Origin of the sequence: Agreia sp. Leaf335 (assembly GCF_001423605.1) — a bacterium.
Classification (GTDB): domain Bacteria; phylum Actinomycetota; class Actinomycetes; order Actinomycetales; family Microbacteriaceae; genus Agreia.
Genome location: NZ_LMOQ01000001.1, coordinates 42,062 through 68,842, shown reverse-complemented (window position 1 = coordinate 68,842; position 26,781 = coordinate 42,062). Strand labels below are relative to the sequence as shown.

At 68.3% G+C, this 26,781-nt stretch carries 24 protein-coding genes; 16 read left to right on the top strand and 8 right to left on the bottom strand.

Translation table 11 applies throughout. From position 1 onward, the window contains the following. Window positions 1–11: 11 nt before the first annotated feature. A complete protein-coding gene (locus tag ASF79_RS00360; protein ID WP_055850625.1) occupies window positions 12–1,766 on the bottom strand; it encodes an AMP-binding protein in 1,755 nt (584 codons plus the stop codon). A gap of 116 nt (window positions 1,767–1,882) precedes the next feature. Between ASF79_RS00360 and ASF79_RS00355 the strand changes: the two genes are divergently transcribed. After that, entirely contained in the window at window positions 1,883–3,181 is a 1,299-nt protein-coding gene (locus tag ASF79_RS00355) for a nucleotide disphospho-sugar-binding domain-containing protein (protein ID WP_055852893.1), read from the top strand. Between the two features lie 102 nt (window positions 3,182–3,283). On the opposite strand, the gene ASF79_RS00350 is transcribed toward ASF79_RS00355, so the two are convergent. Next, window positions 3,284–4,360 carry a LacI family DNA-binding transcriptional regulator gene (locus ASF79_RS00350; protein ID WP_055850622.1) on the bottom strand — a complete coding sequence of 359 codons (1,077 nt, stop codon included), beginning with the start codon at window positions 4,358–4,360 and terminating at the stop codon, window positions 3,284–3,286. 147 nt (window positions 4,361–4,507) lie between these two features. Between ASF79_RS00350 and ASF79_RS00345 the strand changes: the two genes are divergently transcribed. The 6 genes from ASF79_RS00345 to ASF79_RS00320 are packed head-to-tail and all read left to right on the top strand — an operon-like array spanning window position 4,508 to window position 11,106. Continuing rightward, the gene (locus ASF79_RS00345; RefSeq protein ID WP_235500657.1) at window positions 4,508–5,671 is read left to right on the top strand and encodes an extracellular solute-binding protein; all 1,164 of its coding nucleotides are present in this window, start codon (window positions 4,508–4,510) and stop codon (window positions 5,669–5,671) included. Then, the gene (locus ASF79_RS00340; protein ID WP_055850616.1) at window positions 5,668–6,618 is read left to right on the top strand and encodes an ABC transporter permease; all 951 of its coding nucleotides are present in this window, start codon (window positions 5,668–5,670) and stop codon (window positions 6,616–6,618) included. Before ASF79_RS00345 ends, ASF79_RS00340 begins: the two co-directional genes overlap by 4 nt. Beyond that, entirely contained in the window at window positions 6,618–7,433 is an 816-nt protein-coding gene (locus ASF79_RS00335; protein WP_055850613.1) for an ABC transporter permease, read from the top strand. Before ASF79_RS00340 ends, ASF79_RS00335 begins: the two co-directional genes overlap by 1 nt. A gap of 8 nt (window positions 7,434–7,441) precedes the next feature. Beyond that, complete coding sequence (locus ASF79_RS00330; protein ID WP_055850610.1) at window positions 7,442–8,587, top strand: ABC transporter ATP-binding protein; 1,146 nt, start codon at window positions 7,442–7,444, stop codon at window positions 8,585–8,587. Next, window positions 8,584–10,107: an inositol monophosphatase family protein gene (locus ASF79_RS00325; protein WP_055850607.1), complete on the top strand. Its 1,524-nt coding sequence runs from the start codon at window positions 8,584–8,586 to the stop codon at window positions 10,105–10,107. Before ASF79_RS00330 ends, ASF79_RS00325 begins: the two co-directional genes overlap by 4 nt. A 36-nt stretch (window positions 10,108–10,143) precedes the next feature. Next, on the top strand, window positions 10,144–11,106 hold the full coding sequence (locus ASF79_RS00320) for an acetylxylan esterase (protein WP_055850604.1): 963 nt from the start codon (window positions 10,144–10,146) through the stop codon (window positions 11,104–11,106). A 171-nt stretch (window positions 11,107–11,277) separates the two neighbouring features. Here ASF79_RS00320 and epsC read toward each other — a convergent pair whose 3' ends face one another. Further along, the gene (gene epsC, locus ASF79_RS00315; protein ID WP_055776968.1) at window positions 11,278–11,868 is read right to left on the bottom strand and encodes a serine O-acetyltransferase EpsC; all 591 of its coding nucleotides are present in this window, start codon (window positions 11,866–11,868) and stop codon (window positions 11,278–11,280) included. Between the two features lie 45 nt (window positions 11,869–11,913). Continuing rightward, the gene (gene cysK, locus ASF79_RS00310) at window positions 11,914–12,849 is read right to left on the bottom strand and encodes a cysteine synthase A (RefSeq protein ID WP_055850601.1); all 936 of its coding nucleotides are present in this window, start codon (window positions 12,847–12,849) and stop codon (window positions 11,914–11,916) included. A 246-nt stretch (window positions 12,850–13,095) separates the two neighbouring features. Between cysK and trhO the strand changes: the two genes are divergently transcribed. Together trhO and ASF79_RS00300 are read left to right on the top strand one after the other, a co-directional pair. After that, the gene (gene trhO / locus ASF79_RS00305) at window positions 13,096–14,040 is read left to right on the top strand and encodes an oxygen-dependent tRNA uridine(34) hydroxylase TrhO (RefSeq protein WP_055850595.1); all 945 of its coding nucleotides are present in this window, start codon (window positions 13,096–13,098) and stop codon (window positions 14,038–14,040) included. Window positions 14,041–14,084: 44 nt separating this feature from the next. Beyond that, window positions 14,085–14,858, top strand: a complete 774-nt coding sequence (locus ASF79_RS00300) for an isocitrate lyase/PEP mutase family protein (RefSeq protein ID WP_055850592.1) — start codon at window positions 14,085–14,087, stop codon at window positions 14,856–14,858. 7 nt (window positions 14,859–14,865) lie between these two features. Here the strand turns inward: ASF79_RS00300 and ASF79_RS00295 are convergent, their stop codons facing one another. Beyond that, the gene (locus ASF79_RS00295; protein WP_055776981.1) at window positions 14,866–15,552 is read right to left on the bottom strand and encodes an SDR family NAD(P)-dependent oxidoreductase; all 687 of its coding nucleotides are present in this window, start codon (window positions 15,550–15,552) and stop codon (window positions 14,866–14,868) included. 142 nt (window positions 15,553–15,694) lie between these two features. Between ASF79_RS00295 and ASF79_RS00290 the strand changes: the two genes are divergently transcribed. After that, entirely contained in the window at window positions 15,695–17,254 is a 1,560-nt protein-coding gene (locus ASF79_RS00290) for a DNA-3-methyladenine glycosylase 2 family protein (protein WP_055850588.1), read from the top strand. After that, window positions 17,251–17,760 carry a methylated-DNA--[protein]-cysteine S-methyltransferase gene (locus ASF79_RS00285; protein ID WP_055850584.1) on the top strand — a complete coding sequence of 170 codons (510 nt, stop codon included), beginning with the start codon at window positions 17,251–17,253 and terminating at the stop codon, window positions 17,758–17,760. The genes ASF79_RS00290 and ASF79_RS00285 overlap by 4 nt, the downstream gene beginning before the upstream one ends. 25 nt (window positions 17,761–17,785) lie before the next feature. Here ASF79_RS00285 and ASF79_RS00280 read toward each other — a convergent pair whose 3' ends face one another. The 3 genes from ASF79_RS00280 to ASF79_RS00270 are packed head-to-tail and all read right to left on the bottom strand — an operon-like array spanning window position 17,786 to window position 20,126. Then, on the bottom strand, window positions 17,786–18,274 hold the full coding sequence (locus ASF79_RS00280; RefSeq protein ID WP_055850581.1) for a hypothetical protein: 489 nt from the start codon (window positions 18,272–18,274) through the stop codon (window positions 17,786–17,788). Then, window positions 18,271–19,173 carry an LssY C-terminal domain-containing protein gene (locus tag ASF79_RS00275; protein ID WP_082495597.1) on the bottom strand — a complete coding sequence of 301 codons (903 nt, stop codon included), beginning with the start codon at window positions 19,171–19,173 and terminating at the stop codon, window positions 18,271–18,273. Before ASF79_RS00275 ends, ASF79_RS00280 begins: the two co-directional genes overlap by 4 nt. A 2-nt stretch (window positions 19,174–19,175) precedes the next feature. Further along, complete coding sequence (locus ASF79_RS00270) at window positions 19,176–20,126, bottom strand: PfkB family carbohydrate kinase (RefSeq protein ID WP_268751118.1); 951 nt, start codon at window positions 20,124–20,126, stop codon at window positions 19,176–19,178. A 115-nt stretch (window positions 20,127–20,241) separates the two neighbouring features. On the opposite strand from ASF79_RS00270, the gene ASF79_RS00265 reads away from it, so the two are divergent. The 5 genes from ASF79_RS00265 (at window position 20,242) to ASF79_RS00250 (ending at window position 26,750) form a co-directional block, all read left to right on the top strand. After that, on the top strand, window positions 20,242–21,144 hold the full coding sequence (locus ASF79_RS00265; RefSeq protein ID WP_055776997.1) for an ATP-binding cassette domain-containing protein: 903 nt from the start codon (window positions 20,242–20,244) through the stop codon (window positions 21,142–21,144). Beyond that, window positions 21,141–21,950 carry an ABC transporter permease gene (locus ASF79_RS00260; RefSeq protein WP_235500583.1) on the top strand — a complete coding sequence of 270 codons (810 nt, stop codon included), beginning with the start codon at window positions 21,141–21,143 and terminating at the stop codon, window positions 21,948–21,950. Before ASF79_RS00265 ends, ASF79_RS00260 begins: the two co-directional genes overlap by 4 nt. A 94-nt stretch (window positions 21,951–22,044) precedes the next feature. Continuing rightward, on the top strand, window positions 22,045–22,218 hold the full coding sequence (locus ASF79_RS17255; protein ID WP_156366110.1) for a hypothetical protein: 174 nt from the start codon (window positions 22,045–22,047) through the stop codon (window positions 22,216–22,218). Window positions 22,219–22,434: 216 nt separating this feature from the next. Then, complete coding sequence (locus tag ASF79_RS00255) at window positions 22,435–25,524, top strand: alpha/beta hydrolase (protein WP_055850574.1); 3,090 nt, start codon at window positions 22,435–22,437, stop codon at window positions 25,522–25,524. A gap of 158 nt (window positions 25,525–25,682) precedes the next feature. Beyond that, window positions 25,683–26,750, top strand: a complete 1,068-nt coding sequence (locus ASF79_RS00250) for an alkene reductase (RefSeq protein WP_055850570.1) — start codon at window positions 25,683–25,685, stop codon at window positions 26,748–26,750. Window positions 26,751–26,781: the final 31 nt, after the last annotated feature.

The window sequence follows — 26,781 nt, the reverse complement described above, 5'->3', positions numbered from 1 at the left end:
TGCAGAATCCGTCACGATGCCGCACCTCCCGTATTGCCCACGGACTTTAGCTCGGGAAACTGATCGTCGCGCCACTCCACCGCGACCACGACCCCCTCGGCGACGCGCTCCTCGCGCTCGCGCAGCTCGACCCGGCGGATCTTGCCCGAGATCGTCTTCGGCAGCTCGAAGAACTCGATGCGGCGCACCCGCTGAAACGGGGCCAGTCGCTCACGCGCGAATCGCAGAATCTCTTTCGCCGTCGCATCCGTCGGCTCGAAGCCGGCCGCGAGCACGACGTACGCCTTCGGAACGGCGAGCCGCAGCGCATCCGGGGCCGGCACGATGGCGGCCTCGACCACGGCCGGGTGCTCGATGAGCACACTCTCGAGCTCGAACGGGCTGATCTTGTAATCGGATGCCTTGAACACGTCGTCGGTTCGGCCCACGTAGGTGAGATACCCGGCTGCGTCGCGCGTGGCCACGTCTCCGGTGTGGAAGTAGCCGTCGTGCTCGCTTTCGGCGTTCCTCGTGGGGTCGCCCACGTAGCCGGTCATCAGGTTCACCGGCCGCGAGCGCACGTCGACGCAGATCTCGCCCTCGTTCGCCTCGAGGCCCGTCATCGGGTCGACCAGCACGATCGGGCAGCCGGGAAGCGGCCGGCCCATCGAGCCGTCGGTGATCTCGGAGCCTGGGGTGTTGGCCACGACAGCGGTCATCTCGGTCTGGCCGTAGCCGTCGCGAATGGTGAGTCCCCAGTGCGTTCTCACCCGCGAGATCACCTCGGGGTTCAGCGGCTCGCCCGCCGAGATCGCCTCGCGCAGCTCGCCGGCGCCAACGCTCAGATCGGTCTGGATGATCATGCGCCACACCGTGGGCGGTGCGCAGAACGACGTGACCTTCTCTTCGCGGATGCGGTCGAGCAGCGCCACCGCGTCGAACCGCGCGTAGTTGTAGACGAAGATCGTGGCCTCGGCGATCCACGGCGCGAAGAAGCAGCTCCACGCGTGCTTCGCCCACCCCGGCGAGCTGATCGCCAGGTGAACGTCGCCCGGTCGCAGACCGAGCCAGTACATCGTCGACAGGTGCCCCACCGGGTAGGACACATGGCTGTGCTCGACCAGCTTCGGGCGGCTCGTCGTGCCCGAGGTGAAGTAGAGCAGCAGCGCGTCGCTCGATGCGTTGCCGGGGTGCGGCAGGGGGCTGTGCGCGGCGGGCTCGTCGGTCGGGTCGCTGGCGAACGCGTCGGCGAAGGTCAGCCACCCGGATGCCGCTGGCGCGGCCGCCGCTTCGCCCACCCGGATGCGCGTGTACTCGCCCGGCACGGCATCGAACTTGGCGGCGTCTGCGGCATCCACGATCACGTGACGCACCCGCCCGCGCTCGACGCGGTCGATGAGGTCGGCCGGGCCCATGGCCGTGGTCGTCGGCAGGATCACCGCGCCGAGCTTCATGATGGCGAGCATCGCCTCCCAGAGCTCGACCTGGTTGCCGAGCATCAGCATCACGGTGTCGCCCTTCGCGATGCCCCGAGCGCTGAGCCAGTGGCCGAGCTGATCGGATCGGGCGGCGAGTTCGTCGAAGGTGCGCGTGGTTCGGCGTCCGTCTTCCTCGACGATCACGAGGGCCTCGGCATCATTGCCCCTGGCGATCTCGTCGAACCAGTCGATGGCCCAGTTGAAGCGGGGGCCGACATCCGGCCATTCGAACTCTCGGCGGGCGGTGTCGTAGTCGTCGCGCAGAGCCACGAGCTGGTCACGGGCAGCGCGAAAAACCTCAGTCGTCATTGTTCGACTTTAGGCCGCGCCGGGCGACCGAACCGGGGAATGCGCACGTGCGGAACACCTGGGAGTTCGCGTCGTTCACAGCTTTATCCCGCCCACAGCGTCTCTACCATCAGCTCGTGCCCGCGTATCTTCTGTGCTCTCCGCCGATCTTCGGCCATGTTTCGCCCCTGATCGACGTCGGTCGCGGACTCAGGGAACGGGGTGCCAGCGTCACCGTGCTCACCGGGCGAAAGTACGAAGACCTCGTCGTGAAGTCGGGCCTCACGTTTGCCCCGCTGCCCGCCGAGGTCGACTACGACGACGACGACCTGGATGCCTGGCTTCCCGGCCGCGACAAACTCCGGGGCTTGGCGGCGGTGCGCTACGGCATGATCGGCATGTTCGCCCGGGTCATTCCCGCGCAATGGCGGGCCGTCGAATCGCTGCTCGCCTCGCAGGCATTCGACGCCATCGTCGGCGAGGCGTCGTTCACCGGGCTCGCCCCTTACCTCGCGACGGCGCGGAAAGGCCGGCTACCGGTGGTGGGCGTCTCGGCGGTGCCGGTTATTCTCGCCAGCGTCGATGCCGCGCCGTTCGGCACGGCGCTTCAACCGGGAGTGTCCGGCCTCGCTCGTGCGCGGAACCATGCTTTGAATGCATTCCTCTTGCGCGGTCCGTTCCGACCCGTGGAGCGCGCCGTGACCGAGGCGCTCTCGGAGGTCGGGGTCTCTCCGACCGGCGTGAGTTTCTTCGACTTCGCCTACCGGTCTTTCGATCTGCTGTTCCAGCTCAGCGCCGAGGGTATGGAGTACCCGCGGCGCGAGCTGCCCAGCACGGTGCGTTTCGTCGGGCCGCTGCGACCTGCTCGGCCACACGCATCCGGTCTGCCCGATTGGTGGGGCGATCTGGATGCCGGGCGGCCCGTCGTCGTCGTGTCGCAGGGCACTATCGACAACGTCGATCTCGGGCGCCTGATCGTGCCGACGATTCGCGCACTCGCGAACGAAGACGTACTCGTCGTGGCGACGACCGGAGGACGGCCGATCGCCGATGTGGCGGCAGCGATGGGAGGCGCGCTCCCCTCCAACGCGCGCCTCGCGGAGTTTCTGCCCTATGACGAGCTTCTGCCGCTCTGCGATGTCTTCGTGACCAACGGAGGATTCGGCGGCGTGCAACGCGCACTCGCGGCGGGCGTTCCCCTCGTCGTGGCCGGGTCGACCGAAGAGAAGCCGGAGGTCGCGGCGCGTGTGCAGTGGGCGGGGTGCGGCATCGACCTGCGCAGCGGATCTCCTCGACCCGATCGCGTGCGCGACGCCGTGCGACGGGTGCTGCGCGCGCCGAGTTACCGCACGGCGAGCGAGAATTTGCGCGATGAGATCCGAGCCCTGCCAGACCCGATCGACGTCATCTCAGATGCTCTGGCCCACATGCACTGAGGTGCGGGAAATGGTCGCTTCCGATCGAATCTAAGCGGCCATTTTCCGCACTTCAGTGATCTCGATATGGTCGCTGGGCGACCTACTCGATCAGCGCACCGGCTACGCGCGCGGCGGGCCCGACGTGTCGCCCTCGCGGAACACGACCGGCAGCACGACGCTCGATGGCGCTCCCCCGGCCAGAAGCTCCCCCACCATGCGTCCCGCCTGAAGGCCACGTTCGTGCAGCGGCTGCTCCACCGTGGTCAGCCGACGCCCCAGCAGAGGGATGTCGGCCCCGTCGAACCCCGTCACCGTGAGGTCACGCGGAACCTGGAGTCCCCGTGCGGCGGCGGCCCGGAGTGCCCCGACGGCGAGCATGTCGTTCTGCGCCAGGATCGCGGTGGGCGGCGAATCCTGGTCGAGGATGCGCCCCGCTGCGATCTCGCCCGAGTCGAGCTCGCGGCCCCCGGCCTCGACACGCGTGGCGTCAGGAAAGACGGATGCGACCGCCCGCAGCCGCTCGCGGATCGTGCGGTTGCTGATCGTCTCCAGACGAGCGTCGACTGGCTCGATCGGGCCGGGCGGCCCGTTCGCGTCGATGCGCGTCGAGCGCATCACCACCCCGACTCGCGTGTGGCCGAGATCTCGCACGTGGCGGGCCAACACGGCCATCCCGCTGGCGTCGTCGATGTCGACGAGTGTGACGGCCTCTTCGTGCGGCCCCTCGACGCCGACCATGGGTATGTGGCGCGCCCGCATGCTCGGCAAGAGCCCGTCGAATTCCTCGCCGCGGGTGAGGAAGACGACCGCGTCGACCGGCATGCCGTCGAGCAGGCGTGCCGAGCGATCGCCCGACTCCGATCGGTGCGACAGCAGCAGCTGGCCCACATCGAGCTCGTCGAGCGCCTCGCTGAGCCCCGCCATCGTGGCCATCGCCACCGGATTCTGGAAGGCCCGGCGCACGGTTCCCGCCACGATGATGCCCACGATGCCCGAACGGCCGCTCTTCAGCGATCGGGCAGTCGGGTTCGGTCCGGCGTAGCCGATCTCCGCCGCGGCGGCCAGAATGCGGGCCCTCGTGCGCTCGGTGATCGAGCCCGTTCGACGGTAGGCCAGAGACGCGGTGGAGGTCGACACCTTCGCGAGCGCAGCGACGTCGGCAAGGGTCACAGAGGTGCGCGCCGAGCTCGAGGTCATGCTTTTCACCCTATCCACGCGCAGGTTCCTCCCAGGGCGAGTTCGGCACGATGTCTCCCAATCGCAACGTTGCGTTAACCATCGCAGCCCACTATCGAAACGATGCGATTCGCATCAACACCCGACCCGAATGGACGAACAACCGTGATGCCCCGTCGTTGTCTTCTTACCCTCTCCGCCGCCGCAGCGGTCGCGCTCGCGCTGGCCGGCTGCGCTCCGACCGCCAGCACCGACGTCGCCGCCACCAACCACGCCGTGACCGATGCCTCCGGCACCGCGACCGTCTTCATCTCCGGCGACACCAACGTGCAGAGCCTCTGGACCGACGCCATCATCCCCGCCTTCGAGAAGGCGAACCCGGGCGCATCCGTCACGACGACCCTCGATCTGCACGGCGAGCACGACGCGCAGACGATGGCCAAGCTCACCAGCTCGGTGCAGGCCAACGACGACCCCGGCTTCGACCTCATCGACTCGGGCTTCATCCAGGCCGCCGGCAAGGCGGGCCTGCTCGAAGGCGTGTCTGCCGACAACGTGCCCAACCTCGCCACGGTGCCCGACACCACGGTGAAGGCCGGCGCCGGCTTCGGTATCCCCTACCGCGCCTCCTCTGTGCTGCTGGCCTACGACTCCACCAAGGTGAAGACGCCGCCGACCACCCTCGACGAGCTGCTCAAATGGATCACCGCCAACCCCGGGCAGTTCACCTACAACTCGCCCTCCACCGGCGGATCGGGTGCGGCCTTCGTGACCACCGTGCTCGACAAGTACGTCTCGGACAAATCGCGCACCGCCATGACCACGGGCTACGACCAGTCGCTCGAGGGCGAGTGGGACAAGGGCTTCGACGAACTCAAGAAGCTCGGCTCCTCGATGTACCAGCAGGGCGTCTACCCCAACGGCAACAACCAGGTGCTCGAGTTGCTCGGCACAGGCGCAATCCAGATGGCGCCCGTGTGGAGCGACCAGGTCATCACTGCCCAGAAGACCGGGACTCTGCCCGCGAACATCAAGTACGCGCAGATCTCGAACCCCTCGTTCACCGGCAGCGCCTCGTACCTCGGCATTCCCAAGACCGCGTCCCACAAGGATGTCGCCCAGAAGCTGGCCGACTACGTGCTCTCCTCCGAGGGCCAGGCGCTCATCGCGTCGACCATCGCGGGCTACCCGGTGATCTCGCTCGACAACGTTCCCGCCGATCTGAAGGACAAGTTCGCCTCGGCTGACCCCTCGGCGCTGCGCCCCACGTACTACAGCCAGATGGCGTCCGACATGAACAACCTCTGGGACGCGAAGGTTCCCGGACAGTGACCGACATCCGATCGGGGCGACGCGCCCCGGTCGGTGCTCGGCGGCGGGTCTCCCCTGAGGCCCGCCGCTCGGGCATCGGCCTCGCCATGGCGCTGCCACCCGTCATCCTGCTCGCCCTCTTCGTGGGCGTTCCCGTGGTTCTCGCGATCGGCTTCAGCCTCGGCCACACGGGCGGCCTCAACTCGACGATCGCCTCGATCGGGCTCAACACCCGCGAGGCGACCAGCTGGTGGGGAACCGCCCAGGCCTACGTCGACGTCTTCACCGACCCCCGCTTCACCCGAGATCTGGGGGTGACGGTCGGCGTGACCGTGGTCTCGACCGTCATCGTGCTGGCGCTGGCGCTGGGCATCGCCCTCAACCTGCGCCTGCGCGGCGGACGGCTCGCGAGCGTCTTCGCCGGCCTGGCCGTGGTGCCCCTCTTCATCCCCGTGGTGATCGCGTCGTGGGCCATCCTGACCTTCTACTCGGGTGACGGATTCGTGCGCACGGTCTTCGCCCTCGTCGGTCTGACCGGGCCCACCTGGGGGTACACGACCGTGGCCGTGGTCATCGGCTCGGTATGGACGAGCCTGCCGTTCGCCACGCTCATGGCGATCTCGGGGGTGCAGTCGATTCCCGACGCCATGATCGAGGCGGCTCGGGATGCAGGTGCCTCGTCGTTCGCGATCGTCACCCGGATCCTCGTTCCCCTGAGCGCGATCCCGCTCGTGATCGCCGCGACCTTCACGGCCATCGGAGTGCTCGGCTCCTTCACCGTTCCGTACTTCACCGGACCGAATGCGCCGAGCATGCTGGGCGTCGACATCTCGAAGTACTTCCAGGCGTTCAACCACCCGCAGCAGGCGATCGTGATGGCCGTCGTGGTCTTCGTGCTCGCATCCGGAATCGCGTTCTTCTACGTGTGGGCGAACTTTCGATCGGCGAAGAAAGAAGGTCGGGTCTGATGCGCGCACGCATGCTCTCTCGCGGCGTCGTCACGGGCGCCCTGTTCGTCGTGGTGGCCGTGTTCATCCTTGGTCCGCTGCTGTGGCTGGCCGCGCACGCCTTCGCGACCTCGTGGGACTACCCGAGCCTGCTTCCCGCCGGGCTCACGCTCGACTGGTGGTCGGTGGTCTTCAACGACGCCGAGCTCGGTGCCGCCGTGCGCAACTCGCTCTACTTCGCGCCGCTGACCGTGCTGGTCTCGGCCGTGGTGTGCCTGCCCGCGGCCTACGCCTTCTCGCGTTTCGAGTTCCCGGGCCGCCGCATCTTCCTGGTGGGCCTGTTCGCCACGAACGCCTTCCCCAAGATGGGGCTCTTCGTCTCGATGGCCTCGCTGTTCTACGGTCTGCACCTCATGAACACGATCGCCGGAGTGGTCATCGTGCAGCTCGTGGGCACGGTGGTGTTCATGACGTGGATTCCCGCGGCGGCCTTCAGCTCGGTGCCCCGAGCACTCGAAGAGGCGGCCCGCGATGCCGGCGCCGGGCGCATCCGCACCTTCGTGCGCGTGACCCTGCCACTCGCCCTGCCCGGCATCCTCGTGGCCATCCTCATGTCGTTCCTCGCCGCCTTCGACGAGGCCCAGGGCACCTATCTCGTGGGGGCACCGGTCTACATGACCATGCCCACCGAGATGTACTCGCTCGTTCTGAACTACCCCAAGCAGGTCGCCGCGGTCTTCGCGATCCTGCTCTCCGTTCCCTCCGTCGCCCTTCTGCTCTTCGCCCGCCGCTTCATCATGGGCGGACGTCTGGCCGAGGGCTTCCAGATTCGTTAGGCACCCCCATGACAACACCCACCAAGACCGACGCGACGTCGGGGCTCAGAGTCACCGCCCTGACCAAGGTGTTGAGCAACCGCACCATCGTCGAGAACTTCGAACTCGACGTGGCCGCGGGCGAGCTCGTCGCCCTGCTCGGCCCCTCCGGATGCGGCAAGACCACGACGCTGCGCATGATGGCCGGCTTTCTCCAGCCCGACACGGGCTCCGTCAGCATCGGCGGCGTCGATGTCACCGACAAGGGGCCAGACAAGCGCCCGAGCGCGATGGTCTTTCAGAACTACGCTCTGTGGCCGCACCTCACGGTGTTCAAGAACGTGGCCTTTCCCCTGAGCATCAAGCGCGTGCCCCGTGCCGAGATCACCGAGCGCGTGATGGCGGCCCTCGAGACGGTCAACCTCGCCCACCACGCCCACTCCCGCCCCGCGCACATCTCCGGAGGTGAGCAGCAGCGCGCCGCCCTCGCGCGCGCGATCGTGCAGCGCCCCGATCTGCTGCTGCTCGACGAGCCCCTGTCGAACCTCGACGCGAAGCTCCGGGTCAAGGTGCGCGAGGAGATCCGCGACATCCAGCAGCGCCTCGGCATCACGACGGTGATGGTCACCCACGACCAAGACGAGGCGATGGCCATCTCCGACCGCGTCGCCGTGATGAACGCAGGTCGCATCGAGCAGGTGTCGACCCCGACCGAGCTCTACGCGAATCCGCGCACCCTGTTCGTGGCCTCGTTCATCGGCAGCATGAACGTGCTGCCCGCGCCGACCCTCTTCGAGAGCGCGAGCCTGAGCCACGTGCCGATCGTGGTGCCGGATGCCGTGGCCGACCCGTCGACGTCCGTCACCTCGACAGACGTCCCGCCGGCCGAGGCCTGGGCCGTGCGCCCCGAAGACGTTCTCTTCGAGCCCGCCTCGGGCGTTCGCCGCGTCGGCGCGACCCCCGTCGAGGTGCGTCGGGTGCTTCCCCATGGACACTTCTCCGAGCTCGTGCTCAACGCGGGCGGAGCCGAGGTGCGCTCGGTCGCGGGCGGAGTTCCTCCCGCCGTGGGCGATCACGGAACGGTGACGCTGAACAACGTGCGGCACTACGTCGACGGCATTCTCGTCGACGGCCGCGCCCGCACGGCGCGCGTGCTGGCAGGGGCGAAGGCGTGACCGCGGTGGTCGCCCACCGCGGCGACTCCTCCGTTCATCGCGAGAACACCCTCGAGGCGATCCGCTCGGCGATCGCGGCGGGAGCCGAGACGATCGAGATCGATGTGCGCCTCACGGGCGACGGAGAGGTCGTGCTGCTGCACGATGCCACTCTTCAGAGACTCTGGGGCGTCGACGCCCACGTCGCGAATCTCACCCTGGCCGAGGTCGAGAGACTGGGCGGCGGCGAGCTGCGCATCCCGCTGCTGCGCGACGTTCTGCACCTCATGCACGACGCGAAGCCGCTTCTGCTCATCGACATGGACTCTCCCGAGCCCGCGGTGGCCGCGCACCGCGTCGTCGCCACCTGCGGTTCGGAGGCCAGGGTCGCCTGGTGCGGCCACATCGACGCGATGAGAACGATCCGGCGCCGCGACGCGGCCGCCGAGATCTGGATGCCGTGGGCCGAGTCGACCGCACCCAGCGCCTTGGATCTCGCCGAGTTGCGCCCCACCTTCGTGAACCTGCCCCATGTCTACGTGGGGCGCGAACTCGTCGCCGCCGTCCATTCACTCGGCGTCAAAGTGTCGTGCTGGACCGTCGACGACGCCGAGCAGATGGCGTGGCTCATGTCGATCGGGGTCGATTCGATCACGAGCAACCGGCTGGCTCTGCTGCTGTGCCTTCGGAACAACGACGCGGCGGCGACCGTGCAGATGCTGCCTCGCGCCAGGCTGATCTCGCGCGAGCTGGCGACCTGGGCCGTCGAGTACGTGCGCAAACACCACGTGACGAGCGTGGCGACCAAGGCCAACCCCGCCGATCACGTCACCGAGATCGATCTCGCCATCGAGCGCGTCGTGCGCTCCGTGATCGGCGCCCAGTTCCCCGACCACTGCTTCGTCGGAGAAGAGTTCGGCGGCGAGGCGCAGGCCGACAGGCCGTGCTGGTACCTCGATCCGGTCGACGGAACCGCCAACCTCGCGAACGGCATGCCGTGGACGAGCTTCTCGCTCGCGCTGGTCGTCAACGGAGCGCCGGTCGTCGGCGTAGTCGCCGACCCCTGGCGCGGTGTCGTCGTCGAGGCCGAGGCCGGCGGCGGCGCCTGGTCCGACGGCATCCGCCTGTGCCTCGACAAGCCGGATGCCGAGGCCCTGTCGGCGCCCACCTTCGGCCCGGCCCCCGATCCCCTAAGCGGCGCCATGGTCAGCACCGAGCTCGCGGCGCACGCCGCGTGGCCCGGAATGCTCCCCATGCTCGACGCGCTGTCGCAGCGGTACTGCACGATGCGCATCATGGGATCGGGCACGCTGACCGTCGCCGGCATCGCACTCGGCCATGGCATCGGGGCGGTCATCGGCCGCTTCGGCCCGGTCGACCACCTGGCCGCGGTGCTCATCGTGCGCGAGGCGGGAGGCGTGGTGCTCGACGAGAACGGAGACGAGACCCTCTTTCCGGCGAGCGGCGGCGTGCTCGCGGCGGCGAACCGTCAGACGGCCGAGCAGCTGCATGCCCTGTGGCGAGAGGCGGTTGCTCGGTAAAGTTCGATGCAGTCGCCGCCCGCACAAAGGAGTCCCATGCTGATCGAAGCCGACCTCGACGCCGTTCGTCGTCACGAGATCGCGGGCGACGAGCCCGCCGATTTCGACGCGTATTGGCAGCAGACCCTGGCCGCGGCCGCCGATGTCCCCCTCGACGTGCGCGTCGAGCGAGTCGAGAGCGTGCTCAGCGTCATCGACGTGTTCGATGTGAGCTTCCGCGGAGCCGACGGCACCGATGTGAAGGCGTGGCTGCGTGTGCCCGCCGGTTCGACCACGCCCCTGCCCACTGTCGTCACCTATGTCGGCTACGGCGGCGGGCGTGGTCGACCCGAGGAGTCGCTCACGTGGGTGGCGTCCGGCTTCGCGCATCTGCACATGGATACGCGCGGCCAGGGCGCCTCGTGGAGCGTCGGCGACACACCGGATGCCGGCCCCGGCGGCCCGCAGATTCCCGGGGTGATGACCAAGGGCATCCAGAACCGCGACGACTACTACTACGGCCGGCTGTTCATCGATGCGGTGCGTGCCGTCGACGCCGCGAAGCAGCTGCCGCAGGTCGACGCTGCGCGGATCGCGGTTGCCGGAGGAAGCCAGGGCGGCGGCCTCGCTCTCGCCGTGGCCGGGCTGCGCGACGATCTCGCCGCGGTCGTCGCGTTCGTGCCGTTCCTCTGCGACTTCGGGCGGGCCACGCTGATCACCGACGCGTATCCGTACCACGAGATCGTCGACTACCTCAGGATCCATCGCGACCAGGCGGCATCCGTCTACGAGGTGCTCGGCAGCTTCGACGCCGCGTTCCACGCGCGCCGGGCGACGGCTCCGGCGCATTTCTCGGTCGCGCTGATGGATGCCACGTGCCCGGCTTCCACGGTCTACGCCGCGTTCAACGCGTACGCCGGCCCGAAGGAGATCACCGAGTGGGCGTTCAACGGCCACGAGGGCGGCGGTATCGAAGACGAGACTCAGGCGATCGCGTTCCTGAAAGAGCAGCTGGCGTAGCCTCGCTACTAATTCAGGAGGAGAGGCGACTCGTGTGGATAGTGGCGTCAGCGGCGCTCTCCTCCTGATCTAGTCGCGCCACTACCATCGACGGTGTTCTCATGATCGGACTCGGCGGCGGCCTCGCCCTCACGGGAAACAAGGCCTGACTCACACGGCGGCCCGAAGCGGTCAGATGTAGATCGCGGGGTCTGTGTAGAAGGCCTCTGCCGTCGGCTCCGCCGAGTGCGCGCGCGGGCGGGCGACCGCAGGGATGCCCGTGATCACCGAGTAGGGCGGAGCGTCGTGCACCACCACGGCCTGCGCCCCCACCACGGAGTGAGCGCCGATCACCAGCGGCCCGAGCAGCACGGCTCCGGCTCCCACCGTGACGTCATTGCCGAGGGTCGGATGCCGCTTCTCTCGCGCCGTGCTCCTGCCGCCGAGCGTGACCCCGTGATAGAGCATCACGTCGTCGCCGATCTCGGCGGTCTCGCCGATCACGACTCCCATGCCGTGGTCGATGAAGAAGCGACGCCCGATCACCGCACCGGGGTGGATCTCGACGCCGGTCAGAAAGCGCACGTACTGCGAGACGAGCCTCGCGGGCAGCCGCAGGCGGCGCATCCAGAGGGCGTGCGCGATGCGGTAGCCCCACACGGCATGCACTCCCGAGTAGCTGAGCATGACCTCGAGCCTCGAGCGCGAGGCCGGGTCACGGAGCCGTGCCGTGGTGATGTCTTCGCGAGCGCGCGCGAACGCGGCCGAACCCCGGGCGCTCACGCCCGGAACTCGGCCGACGTGCGAGACGCGGCCAACGGCATCCGATCAGTCCTGAAGGTCTTCGTACAGAACCGTCGACAGGTAGCGCTCTCCGTAGCTCGCGATGACGACCACGATGGTCTTTCCCGCGTTCTCGGGGCGACCCGCGAGTTCGAGGGCGGCGGTGACCGTGGCGCCCGACGAGATACCGGCGAGGATTCCCTCTTCTGCGGCGAGGCGGCGGGCCATCGAGACCGACTGCGTGATGTTCACGTCGATGACCTCGTCGTAGACCTCGCGGTCGAGCACCTCGGGCACGAAGTTGGCGCCGATGCCCTGGATCTTGTGCGGCCCGGGGGCTCCGCCGTTCAGGATCGGCGACTCGGCCGGCTCGACGGCCACGACCTGCAGGCCGGGCTTCTGCTCCTTGAGGTAGTTGCCGGCGCCCGTGATGGTTCCGCCGGTTCCGATGCCGGCGACGAAGATGTCGACGGCGCCGTCGGTGGCGTTCCAGATCTCGGGTCCGGTCGTTGCGCGGTGGATGGCCGGGTTCGCGGCGTTGGCGAACTGCTTGGCCAGCACGGCACCGGGGGTGTTGGCGACGATCTCCTCGGCCTTCTCGACCGCTCCCCGCATGCCCTCGGGGCCGGGGGTCAGAACGAGTTCGGCTCCATAGGCGCGCAGCAGGGTACGGCGCTCCTTCGACATCGACTCGGGCATGGTGAGGATGACCTTGTAGCCGCGGGCAGCTCCAACCATGGCCAGGGCGATCCCGGTGTTGCCCGACGTTCCCTCGACGATGGTTCCGCCCGGGGGAAGCTCGCCGGATGCCTCGGCGGCGTCGACGATGGCGACACCCAGGCGGTCTTTCACACTGGAGGAGGGGTTGTAGAACTCGAGCTTCGCGAGCACGGTGGCGCCGAGCCCCTCGGTCACGCGGTTCAGGCGAACCAGCGGAGTGTTTCCGAAGACCTCGGTGATGTCGTTGTAGATGCTGGGCATGGCGGCAAATCCTTAACTGAACTCATGCGAGCTCGACGACGAGAAGGGGACAACTCCCCCAGCCTAGGGAGTTCCTGAGGGCGCTGACCTATTGTTACGGCAACTAGCAGCAATTCGTGCAGGTTATGGCAGAAAGCCGCCGAGCGATTGTGCCCTGATGCCTCCATCTGTGAACGGTCGCCGCGACGCAATGGAGGTATTCGGGCACAAAAGGTCTCTCGGAGCAGCCCGGCGTAAAATTGGCGGGTGGCAGTCTCGAAGGTCCTTCTTTATTACGCGTTCACCCCGCTCGCCGACCCCGACGCCATTCGCCTGTGGCAACGAGACCTCTGCGAGTCGCTCGGTCTGCGTGGCCGCATCCTGATTTCGAAAGACGGCATCAACGGAACCGTTGGCGGAGAGCTCGGGGCGGTCAAGAAGTACCTGCGCAAAACCCGCGACTACCCGGCATTCAAGCATCTCGACGTCAAGTGGAGCGAGGGATCCGGCCTCGATTCTTCACAGAGTTATCCACAGGCTCCGCACGGAGTCAGTGTCGACTTCCCGAAACTCGTCGTGAAGGTGCGCGACGAGATCGTGAGTTTCGGCGCTCCGGCAGAATTGCGCGTCGATGAGGCCGGCGTTCGCGGCGGCGGAACGAAGTTGACGCCCGCCGAGCTGCACGAACTCGTCGAAGAAAAGGCGAAAACGGGCGACGACGTGGTCTTCTTCGACGGCCGCAACTCGTTCGAGGCCGAAATCGGCAGATTCGAAGGTGCGATCGTGCCAGAGGTGTCGAACACGCGCGAATTCGCGGCCGTTCTCGACTCGGGCGTCTACGACCATCTCAAGGGAAAGCCAGTAGTTACCTACTGCACAGGCGGAATCCGGTGCGAAGTCCTCTCGAGACTGATGACGTCGAGGGGCTTCGGAGAGGTGTACCAACTCGACGGCGGAATCGCGCGCTACGGCGAGGCTTTCGGCGATTCGGGCCTGTGGAACGGCTCTCTCTACGTCTTCGACAACCGCGTCTCCATCGACTTCACGCCCGACGCCGCTGTGATCGGAGAATGTCATCGCTGCGGCGCATCCACGAAGCGCATGCAGAACTGCGCCGAGGTCTCCTGCCGAACCCAACTCGTCATCTGCGACGCCTGTGCCGAGGAACAGCCGCCCGCCTGCGCCGAACACGCGAGCATCGTAGCCGGATAGTTTCCACAGACTTATCCACAGGCCGATCGGCCTAGGCTCAGCTCATGAACACCAAAGACAAGGCTCATCAGCTTCTTCACCTCCACGAGCAGCGCGCCATCCTGCAGGTCGTCAACGTCTGGGACGTCGCGAGCGCCCGTGTGGTCGCCGATCTTCCGGGTACGACCGCCCTGGCCACGGCCAGCCACAGCATCGCCGCCACCTTCGGCTACGACGATGGCGAGAACATCCCGCTCGAACTCATGCTCGACATGTGCGGGCGCATCGCGAGTGCGACCGACCTGCCCGTCTCGGCCGACCTCGAGGCCGGGTACGGCGACCCGGGCGAGACCGTGCGCCGCGCCATCGGAGTCGGAATCGTGGGCGCGAACCTCGAAGACCAGATGAAGCCGCTGATCGAGTCGGTCGAGAACGTGGCCGAGGTCACGAAGGCCGCCGAGCACGAAGAGGTGGGCTTCGTTCTCAATGCCCGCACCGACGCGTTCATCAAGGCCGGCGACCGACCCCTCGACGATGTGATCGCCGATGCCATCGAACGCGGCCGCGCCTACCTCGACGCGGGCGCCGCGTGCATCTTCGTGCCCGGGCTACTCAGCGAGCAGACCGTGATCCGTCTCGTCGAGGGAATCGGCGAGCACCGCATCAGCGTCATCAATGTTCCCGGATCGCTCACCCCGGCGCGGCTCGAGCAGCTGGGCGTCGCGCGCATCTCGTACGGACCGTGGACGCAGCGCGTCGCACTCACCGCGCTGCAGGCATCCGCCCGCGAGCTGCTGGCCGGCGGCCACCTGCCCGAGGGCACTCAGCCGCTCAACTGACCAGCGGTCAGAACGCGCTGCTCGGCAGGTCACGGGCGCCGGATGCGATGGCCTCGACGATCACGTCGGCCACGTGATCGGCGTCGTGACCCGCCGGGAATGCCGGCGGGGTTCCGGCGATCGCCCGAGTCACGAGGCCGGTCTCGGTGTGGCCGGGTCGCGCGTCGAGCATACGGATGCCGGCCCGTCGGTTCTCTCGAGCAGCGGCCACCATAAAAGCAGCGAGGGCCGCTTTCGATGCCGAGTAGGCGGCGAGTCCTGCGGTTGGAGCCTCGGCCACGATGCCGCTGATCGTCACGACGACGGGTGCGCGCTTGGCCTCTGCGCTGCGCGCCAGGGCGGGTAACGCGGCGCCGATCAGCTCGATCGGAGACGCGGCATTGACCGAGAACAGCTCGGCGACAGTGCCTGATTCGAGTTCTGCTGCCGGACCGAACGCCACGACCCCACTCGCCACGATGACTGCGTCGATGCCGCCCAGGCGACGCTCGGCCTCGGCCACAACGGCCGCCGAGTCGCTGCGCAGATCCGCTGCGATCGTTTCGGCGGCGATGTCGAGAGAGTCGAGCCTGCCGGCGTCACGGGCGCTGAGCGCGAGAACGGCGCCCGCATCCGAGAGGCGCTGTGAGATCCGCGACCCGAGACCTCCGGTCGCCCCGACCACGAGAATGCGTAATCCGCTGAGTTCTGTCATGCGCCCACGCTAGGCGCGACCGCAGTTACGGGCTGAGACATTGACAGATCGGTATCGAGGGCGGATATGGCGGAAAGCTCGCGCCCACGGCCGTGTCCGATTTCCGCTAGCCGCCCGCATCCGGATGCGGCAGGGTTGAGTCATGGATTTCGGCGAGCGGTACCGCGTGATCGAATCGCGCGACGCGCGCTTCGACGGTCGTTTCGTGACCGCCGTGCGCTCCACCGGCATCTACTGTCGGCCGAGCTGCCCGGCGCGCACCCCGAAGCAGGCGAACGTCACCTTCTACCCGACGAGCGCGGCCGCCCATCTGGCCGGATACCGTGCGTGCAAGCGCTGCCTGCCGGAGGCCACGCCCGGCAGCCCCGAGTGGAACCTCCGCCAGGATGTCGCCGCGCGGGCCATGCGACTCATCGCCGACGGCGTGGTCGAGCGCGACGGGGTCGACGGCCTGTCTCGACGAATCGGTTACTCCGCGCGGCAGCTGAACCGCATTCTCATGGCCGAGCTCGGAGCCGGACCCATCGCTCTGGCCCGCGCCCATCGCGCCCAGAACGCCCGCACTCTCATCACGGCAACGACCATGCCGATGGCCGACGTGGCGTTCGCGGCCGGGTTCACCAGCATCCGCCAGTTCAACGACACGGTCGCCGAGGTGTTCGATCTCACGCCGTCCGCGCTGCGGTCTCGATCTCGCACGACCTCGACATCCGGTGCGCCGGATGTCGCCGGTTCGATCCGTCTCGCCTTGCCCTACCGGGAGCCGCTCGACGTCGACGGTCTCTTCGGCTGGTTCCCGCCCCGGGCGGTGCCCGGGGTCGAGACGGTGGGTCCACGCCGCTACGCCCGCACCGTTCGACTTCCGCACGGCGCGGCCGACGTCGATCTAAGCGCACCACAGCACACGGGAGCCCGCCCCCGCATCGATGCGATCGCCCGGTTCGAGAATCTCGCGGATCTACCGGCCCTGCTCAGCAGAGTGCGTCGGCTGCTCGACCTCGATGCGGATCCGCAGGCCGTCGACGCCGTCCTCTCCCGAGACGCGCGCCTCTCAGCCGAGGTCGCGCGCGTGCCCGGCATCCGGGTTCCCGGTGCTCTCGACGCGGGCGAGATGCTGATCCGGGCGCTTCTCGGCCAGCAGGTCACGGTCTCGTCGGCACGCACCCAGCTGGCGCGACTGGTCGACGCCCTCGGAGAAGAGGTGCCGCCCTCGATCGCACCCGCGAGTGCCAGCCCCGGCGATACCGACCTCGATGGGGTTGAGGCTCGCAGCCGCCTCTTTCCCACGGCGGCCGCGATCGCGGAACACGCGCACGAGATCCTCCGCGGCCCCGCAGCCCGAACCGACACGGTGCGCCGCGTCGCCGAGGCGCTGGCCGACGGGTCGCTCGCCATAGATGTCTCCGACACCCGCGACGACGTGACGGCCCGGCTCACCGCGATCAGGGGCATCGGCCCGTGGACGGCCGACTACGTGGTCATGCGCGCGCTCGGACACCCCGATGTGTTCGTGCGCGGCGACGTGGCGATTCGGTCGGGCGCACGATCGTTGGGCCTTGCCGACAGCGCTGCGGCGCTCGCCACCGAGACCGCCGCCTTCGCCCCCTGGCGCAGCTACCTCTCCATGCACCTCTGGCGGGCGGCCGCACCGGCACCCGCTTCCGCTCACCACCCGCCTCCCTCTCCGAAGGAACACGCATGACCGCGACAGCCCTCCTCCACACCATCGACACGCCAGACGGGCCGTTCACGATCCTCGAAGACGACGAGGGCCGAGTGCTGTCGTCGGGGTGGACGGAGTCTTTCGACGAGGTGGTGGCTCGGCTGGCTCCTCGCAACCAGCCCGTAGCTCTGGCAGGACGGTCGCACAATACGCAGGCCGTCGACGCGTTCTATTCGGGCGACATCCACGCCATCGACGACGTGCCCGTGCTGCAATTCGGCACACCCCTGCAGACCGTCTCGTGGGCCGAGCTGCGGCTCATCGATCCTGGTAAGCCCATCACCTACACGGAGCTCGCCGCCCGAAGCGGCAATGCCCGCGCGGTGCGCGCGGCCGCGAGCGCGTGCGCCCGCAACGCTCCCGCACTCTTCGTGCCGTGCCACCGCGTCGTCAACACAGCCGGCGGACTGGCCGGTTTCGCCTGGGGCGTTCCCGTCAAGCGTTCTCTGCTGGCCCGAGAGGCCGCCGCGGCAAACGCCGCGTAGCCGCAGGCATCCGGGGCCGAGCCCACTAGGCCGCTCGTGATGAGCGGCGCAGAAGCCGCCGGCTGCGGCGCGCGTCGCGTCGCCCGTTCGAATTGCTCGTCGTGAAGTCGCGCGCATCCGAGTCGGAGAGGGCGACCAGCACGAGAATGTCGAGCGACAGACCGAGCAGCCCTCCGTTCTCGAGCGTGAACGACGTGCCATCGGCGAAGAAGTCGGCGGCCGACCCCAGCACCAGGATCGTGGCAAGGATCATCGCCACGAACCGCGCCCGGTTGCTGCCCGTGAAGATGAGCCGTGCCACCACGAGGTCGATGACCACGGCGACGCCGAAGAAGACCATCAGCACCACGAACACGATGCTCGAGATCTCGGCTGCATCGGCACCCGTGCCCACGTCGAGCGCGATGTCGACCTTCTTCCAATCGAAGGCGATGTTCACCGCCGTCACGATCGTGGTCACGGTTCGCAGCAGAATCAGCAGCACGCCGAGGTAGATCGAGATGGGCCGCCTCACGACGCCGACCCCGCGCCCGCGGCCGACCCCGCGCCCGACGCCACGGGCACCTGCCTCAGGTCGATCTGCGGAAGGTCGCCGTCGGTCGCAATGGCGTCGCCGCCGCCGTTCACGGCGTGATACCCGGTCGAGAAATTGCGGATGACGGACACGACCGCGGCCGGATTGGCCGCCGTGACCGTCGACACGATGTGGTCGCGTTCCACATCGGTATCGGCGTCGATCTTGTGCGTCACCTGCAACGTGAACAGCGACAGCCCGACGCTGCGATCGTAAGTGCCGGCCGCGAGCCACTGGGTCGGGATCCCACCGGGCAGCAGCCACCCGTCAGGCGCTCGCCAGAACCGCACGTGATGTCTCTGCGCCGGGTTGCCGGCGACCTCCTGCTGGTAGGTGAAGTCCTGGATGTTGCCGAACAGATAGAGCGGGCTGACGGGCGCGTCGGAGTAGCTACGGCGCATGATCGTCGACATCACGATGCGCCAGGCCGAGGTCAAACTCACCTCGTCGGCGCGGGTCCACCCGGCCGCGACCATGGCGGCGTGCACCTGCTCTGCGCTGCCGAAGAGCGACAGATTCACCGGATCGCCGAGCAGACCCTCTCGGGTGCGGGCGCGACCGATGAAGTAGTCGGGCACGTAGATCACGGTGAGCAGCGTGTGGATGCGCGGCAACAGCAGGTAGGCCAGCACGACCCAGAAGATCAGGATGAACCAGAGGTTCTGCCATCCGCGTGTGAACGACTCCGTGACGAGCAGATAGCCCAGCCACGCCGTGGCTATGGTGCCGAACACGAAGAATGCCCGGTCGAAGAGCCGCACGATTCCGAGGCGCTGGCGCGCGGCATCCGGATTCGCGTCGCGCTCGTCGGCCTCGAGTTCGTCGAGCGGCGTCGACATGACTACGCCGACGCAGCCGTGACGGGAACGGCGGTCGACGGCAGCTGCAGCAGCGCGCCGCGGGTGCGGCAGGTCGCGGCAGCCACCGCCATCGCCCGCTCGAGAACCAGTTGCCACTCGTCGCCGGTCTGTGGCAGTTCGCCCGCCCGACGAGCCTCGACAAGGCTGGCCGCGACGCTCGCCAGCGTCGCATCGCCTGCGCCCATCGTGTCGACCACGGGCTCGGACATCAGGGTGATCGGCTGATGCACGAGAACGCCGGATGCCGTCGCGATGGATGCGCCCTCGCGGCCGGCCGTCGACAGCACGGTCTGCGAGCCGGTCGAGGTGAGGCCCTCGGTCAGCATGAGCAACGATGCGTTGTAGAGCAGCGCGGCGTCTTCGTCGCCGACCTTCACGAGAAGCGCGGTGGCCGCGACGCGCTCGAAGTTGGTGACGAAGTCGTGTACCGAGTGCAGCATGCCCTCGCGAGGGTTCGGGTCGATCAGCAGTCGGTTCTGCGGATCAGACACCGCGTCCTCGAGCAGCGCGACCTGGTCGGCCGAGTCGAAGCGCAGGCAGCTGACCACCACGAAGGGGGCCTCGTCGACAGCGCGTCGCACTCGCTCGTCGAACTCGATGAAGCGCTCGACCGAGGCCTCGTTGAAGCTGTAGCGCGGCTCGCCGTCGGTGCGATCGGAGATCGCGCGGGCCGTGCCGCGAGCGCTGGGAGTCGCGATGAGGTCGACACCGTACTCGGCGAGAAACTCTCGGATCTTGTCGCCGTCGGAGTCGTCGCCGACCATGGCCACGAGGGTGGTCTCGACGCCCAGGCGAGCGAGGCCTACGGCCACGTTGAGCGCAGCCCCGCCCACGAAATCCTCAGACCCCTCCGGAGTGCGGAACTCGTCTATCAATGCGTCGCCGATCACGACGACGGAACCCGTCGCATCCACCATTGCGCGCACCCTCACGTTCGACAAGCCTCAGGATGCACACTCTATTACTGGTGACTTCCCACGCGCACCCGAATAGGGTGGTGTGGATGCCTCGACTACTCGCCCCTGACACCCGCCGCGAAGTCCGACCATGACCGCGGGCGTGACCATCGAGTTCTCCGGCCTCACGAAGACCTTTGGGGCGGTCAAGGCGGTCTCCGATCTGTCGTTCACCGTCGAGCCCGGCCGGGTCACCGGTTTTCTGGGGCCCAACGGCGCCGGCAAGACCACGACGCTGCGCATGCTTCTGGGCCTCGTGCGGCCGACATCCGGCACCGCGACCTTCGGCGGAACCGCGTACCGTGACCTGCCCACCCCGCTCGCGACCGTCGGTTCGGCGCTCGAAGCCGCCAGCTTCCACCCGGGTCGCAGCGCCGCGAACCACCTGCTCACCTACACCCAGGCCGCGGGGCTCGACCGCGAGCGCGTGCAGCTCGTTCTGCACCGCGTAGGCCTCGGCGCCTACGGCGATCGACGGGTCGGCGGGTATTCGCTGGGCATGCGTCAGCGCCTGGGGCTCGCCTACGCACTGCTCGGAGACCCCCGAGTGCTGGTGCTCGACGAGCCCATCAACGGGCTCGACCCCGAGGGCATCAAGTGGATCCGGCTGCTGCTGCGCGAGCTCGCCGACGAGGGGCGCACCGTGCTCATCTCGTCGCACCTGCTCAGCGAGGTGCAGCAGAGCGTCGACGAGGTCGTCATCGTGTCGCACGGCAAGCTCATCCACCGCGGTTCGCTGGCCAGTCTCGACCAGAGCGAGCAGAAGCAGGTGATCGTGGATGCGACGGATCGCGCCGCTCTGGCCGCGGCGCTCGAGGCGGCCGGCTACACGGTGAGCCCCCTGCGTGGCGGCGTGCTCGTCGAGAATGCCGAGGCCGCAGACGTGGGGCGCATCGCCTTCGCCGCGGCGATACCCGTCACCGCGCTGTCGCAGAAACGCGTGGGCCTCGAAGAGAGCTTTTTGCACCTCGTCGGAGAGGAGGGAGCGCTGTGAGCCGGTTCGGCGGAGCCCTCCGCTCGGAGGTCACCAAGATCACGTCCACCCGCATGTGGTGGATCCTCGCGATCATCATGGTCGCCTACGTCGCCGTGTGCGCCGGCGGAGCGGCGGCTCTCTTCGGCGCACTCGGTGGTTCCACGAACGGTCCCTCCATCTCGGGTGAGAGCCTGGCTCCCCTGATCTACAGCTTCGGGCCGACTCTCGGCTACGTGTTCGCGGTGCTGCTCGGCGCCCTGGCCACGACGAACGAGTTCCGTCACCAGACGTTGACTCCGACGTTCTTGGCGACGCCTCGGCGCGGTCGAGTACTCGTGGCGAAGCTGGTCGCGCTCACAGGGGCGGGCGCCGTCTACGGCGTGCTGGCCATGGTCGCGGCGGTCGGCGCGGGCGCGGGTCTGCTCCTCGCATTCGGTATCGATCCGCAGCTGGGCGACCCCGCAACCTGGGCGCTCGTCGGCCGGTCGGTTCTGGCCATGGCCCTGTGGTCGGCCATCGGCGTCGGTCTCGGAGTACTGGTGCCGAGTCAGGTCGCCGCGATCGTCATCGTGCTGGCCTTCACGCAGTTCGTCGAGCCCATTCTGCGGCTCGCCTCGTCGATCGCGGAGTGGACGGCGCAGATCGGCCAGTTCCTTCCCGGCGCGGCGAGCGACGCGTTGGTCGGGGCGAGCTTCTTCACTCTTGCGGGAGGCGCCGGAGGACCCAGCCTCGAGTGGTGGCAGGGCGGCCTCGTGCTGCTCGGCATCGCCGTCGTGGTCAGCCTTCTGGGCTGGTTCACGAGCTGGCGCCGCGACGTCACCTGACAACGGCACAACGCCTCGTCACGCACGCACGCCAGGCTGGTTGCGGCGACCGCGAAGCACGCGCAGGATGGATAGACGACGAAAGGAGTTCTTCATGAGCAGCCTGCCTGATCCCCTGCTTGAGCCCGCCCGCGACCCTGACGCGGAGCGCGAGGTCGACCTCGAGGTCGACGAGCTCGACGTGCCGAACACGATCGACCCCGACGAGCGCGTCGAACTCGACGACGACGACCCCGAAGTGCTCGAGGGCGACGGTCCGCGCGCCTGAAGCCCGTCGATCGCTCGACTCGTTAACTTCCTGTTTCCATCTGATTTCGCTGGCTTTTTGCTGTGAATCTGCCGGTTAGGGTTTTGTCGACCCACCGGCGGGCCGATTGCTTGCTCCGCACCGGTGGGGGAACAGCGCATCGGAGCGTGAGGCGGGTCTTCCGACCCCTCTCACCTCAGGAGCAGCTTGTCTATCTCAGCGCGCCCATGGAGAAACGTGGCCCTGGCCACGGCCTTCTTCATCGCAGCAACACCCGCTTTCGCCAGCGTTCCCGCATTCGCGGCCGGCGTGACCCAAGACGTCGCGCCCGCCGCCATCAGCGGTGACGACTGGAGCATCACCGAAGTTCCCGGCGGCTACGAGGTCAGCAAGACCCTCGCAGAGCCCGTCGAGATCCGCAGCGACTACCCGACCCTCTGGGCCGACGGCGTCGAGCTCGGCATGGCCACCACCTCGCTCGACGGCCTGACCCTCACGGTCACGACCGATGACGACAGCGTCCTCTCTGCAACGTCGGTCAGCCAGGGCTGGTCGGGCGCGGGCGACCCGGCGGCAGACGACTCGGCCGCCGACCGTTCGGGCGCCGCGTCGCGCCAGGTCAACAGCCTCGCCGCCCCGGCCGTCGCGCCCGTGCTCGACGCCGACCCGACCGCATCCGGCCCGTACGCCGTGGAGCGCGACGACTACGACCTCGGCGACGAGGCGGTCGTGATCCGCGACTTCAACCGCAAGGGCGAGATCCGCGCGGCCGTGTTCATGCCCGTGGGCGCCACCGGCGAGCGCCCGGTCGTCGTGTTCCTGCACGGACGCCACTCCTCATGCTCAGGTGCGATCCCGGCAGGAGCCGTCGCGCGCGCCTGGCCCTGCTACCCCGCGGACCCGGCCACCGGCTACCGCGGCCAGGTCGACATCGAGAGCTACCTCGGCTACAACGACGCGGCCACCATGCTCGCCTCGCAGGGCTACGCGGTCGTCTCCATCTCGGCCAACGCGATCAACGCGCTCGACGGATCGCTCGCCGACGACACCGGAGCCGCCGCCCGCGCCCAGCTCGTGATGGACCACCTGTCGCTGCTGCGCCAGGCCAACGCGGGTACCGCCGCGGGCCTCAGCGCGTCGCTCACCGGCAGGCTCGACCTCGACAACGTGGGGCTGATGGGCCACTCGCGTGGAGGCGAGGGCGTGATGCGCGCCGCACTGCTGAACGCCGAGCAGGCAGAGCCGTTCGGCATCAAAAGCGTCCTCCCGCTGGCGCCGACCGACTACACGCGCATGACCGTTCCCGGTGTCACCACCGCGGCCGTGCTCCCCTACTGCGACGGCGACGTCGAAGACCAGATGGGCCAGAAGTACATCGACGACACGCGCCACGCGTACGACGATGACGTGCTCCGCTCCTCGGTGTTGATCATGGGAACGAACCACAACTATTTCAACACCGTGTGGACCCCCGGCAAGTACCCCGTCGGCACCAGCGACGACTGGGCGATCATGGACCGCAACCAGACCGACCCCACCTGTGGAGCCAGCGCCCCGACGCGTCTCGACGCCGACGAGCAGTACGCCGCCGGAAACGCGTACATGGCGGGGTTCTTCCGCCTCACCCTGGGTGGCGAGCAGCAGTTCCTGCCCATGTTCGACGGATCCGACGCGAAGCCCGCGTCGGCCGGTCGCGCCGACGTTCGCGTCTCGGCGACCCTCCCCGCATCCACCCGGGTCGACATCACCAACTTCGACACGACCGACACCACCATTCAGGCCGTCGGCGCGGGAACGTATGCGACCTGCGAGAGCATGAGCCCGCTCGAGGTGCCGGCCACGCTGCCCTACTGCGTGACGAAACTCGGATTCGCGCAGGCACCGGATTACGGCTTCCTAAGTGCGCCGTTCGGCAACGGTCGGGCCACGTCGGTTCCGTCGACGCCGTCGATGCACTTCACCTACACGGCGCCGGCAGGAACCGCCGCCGCCGGTGAACTGCGCGTCGTCGTTCCGGATGCCGCCGCGGACTTCTCGGCTCACAAGAGCTTGTCGTTCCGCGTCTCGCCCGACGACTCGATCCCGGTGGGCGGCAACACCGACCTCACGGTGACGGTCGTCGACGGAGCCGGCGGCTCGGCCTCGGTGACGGCGTCGCAGTTCGGCGATGCACTCACCGTGCTTCCCGGCTCGACCGATCCGCTGCGCAAGGTCCTGCTGCAGCAGATCGCGGTTCCCGTCGAGTCGTTCGTCGGCGCCGACCTCTCCGACATCCGCCAGGTGCGCTTCACGGCTCCCCGCGCTGCCGGTGGTGTGCTGCTCTCCGACCTCACGCTGCAGGATGCCGCGACGATCGGAACGCCCGAGCTGTCGACCCGGCCCGTCGCATCCATCCCCGACGTGACGATCGAAGAGGGCGCCGGTATCGGCTCGGTCGACCTGCCCGTCGTGCTCTCGCGCGCTGCGGAGGAGGCCGCGTCGGTCTACGTCTCGACCATCGGAGTGCGTGCCGCCAGCCAGGTACTGCCGGCCATGCAGAAGGTCGACTTCGCACCGGGCGAGCAGTGCAAGGTCATCAGCGTTCCCGTGCAGGGCGACTCGACAGCCAGCCGCAGCGCCACGACCTCGTTCATCACGAATGTGACGAACACGCAGCAGGGCGTCACGATCGGCGACTCGTTCGGCAAGATCATCATTCGCGAAGACGACGGAGTGGTCACGTCTGCGGGCCTCCCCGCTGACTCGGTCCCACCCGTCGGCATCCAGGGCGATGCCTGCGCCGAGGCCCTCTCGGGCACCGGGGCCCTCACGGTCACCCCTGCGGCCGCCGTTCCCGGCACGCCGGTCGTCGTCTCCGGAGCGGGCTTCCGCGCCGGAGAAGCGGTGGACTTCGTGTTCCACTCCGAGCCGGTCGCGCTCGGCCAGCTCGTGAGCGTCGACGGAACGGTCACGTTCGAGACCGTGGTTCCCGCCGACGCCGAGTTCGGTGCGCACGAGTACACCGCAACGGGCTACGGCTCGGCGCGTGCGCTGGCCGCCCCGTTCGAGGTGCTCGATCCGGATGCTCCGGTCACCCCGACCGATCCGGGCACAGACCCCGAGGCGCCCGGCACCGACCCCGGCACGGGTGCTCCCGGAACTCCGGGCACCGGCGGTGGCACCTCGGTGCCGGCCGGTTCCGTCTCGGCCGGGGATGCGGCATCCGGCAATCTGGCGGCCACCGGCCTGCAGGTGACCGGCTGGGCGCTGGCCGCGTCGGTACTGCTGGCCGGAGGCATCCTGTTCGTGATGTACCGACGGCGGTCGCGGGCGGAGTCGCGCGACTAGCATCGGCGTTCACCGATCGAGGGGCCCCGCGCTCGCACATGCCATGCGAGCGCGGGGCCTCTTTTTCGTCGTCAGGAATGATTTCGTCACACTGACGTGTTTGCCAGAGAGGCGCTCTAGCCTCGACAGACACCTCATCGAACGAAAGAAGCATCGTCGTGCAGCTTTTCTCCCCCGTCTCGCTCGGCTCTCTCAATCTCGACAACCGTGTGGTGATGGCACCGCTCACTCGTCTCAGGGCTGAAGAGCACGGCGTTCCCGGCGAGCTCATCGCCCTGCACTACGCGCAGCGTGCCACCGCCGGACTGGTGACCACCGAGGGAACCTTCACCTCGGCCGGCGCCCAGGCCTACGCCGGCCAGCCCGGCATCGAGACCGAGGAACAGGCCGAAGGGTGGGGCCGCGTCGCCGCCGCCGTGCACGACGAAGACGGCCTGATCGTGATGCAGCTGATGCACGCGGGCCGGGTCACTCATCCGCTGATCAACAGCGGGCTCACGATCTACGCCCCCAGCGCGACCGCCATCGAGGGCGAGGTGCGCACGCCCGACGGAGCGTTCCCCTACCCCGTTCCGACCGCCGCCACCGAAGACGACATCGTGCGCATCATCGAGGAGCACGTCGCCGCGGCCCGCCGTGCGGTCGAGGCCGGATTCGACGGCGTCGAGGTGCACTCGGCCAACGGGTACCTGCTGCACCAGTTCCTGTCGCCCACAAGCAACACGAGAACGGATGGCTACGGCGGCTCGCCCGAGAAGCGCGCCCGTTTCGGCGCCGAGGTCATCACGGCGGTGGCCCGGGAGATCGGGGCCGACCGAGTCGGCGTGCGCATCTCACCCGAGCGAAACATCCAGGACGTCTTCGAGAAGGATGCTGACGAGACCCGCCTCACCTACGAGACGCTGGTCGACGCGATCGCCCCGCTCGGCCTGGCGTACCTCAGCGTGCTGCACCCCGAGCCGGGCTCCGAGCTGGTTCAGGACCTTCGCCGTCGCTTCGGAGGCGCGATCATTCTGAACAACGGATTCACGACGCCGACCACCCGCGAGGAGGCACGCAGCCTGGTCAACGACGGACTCGCCGACGCGGTGGTCGTGGGCCGCGCGCTTCTCGCGAACCCCGACCTGGTGCGCCGCTGGCGCGAAGACGCCGAGCTCAACGAGCCCGACGCGAAGACGTTCTACGGGGCCGGAGCCACGGGATACACGGACTACCCGACGCTGTAGCCACATTTCTGCGCTGGTCGAGTAGACGCGC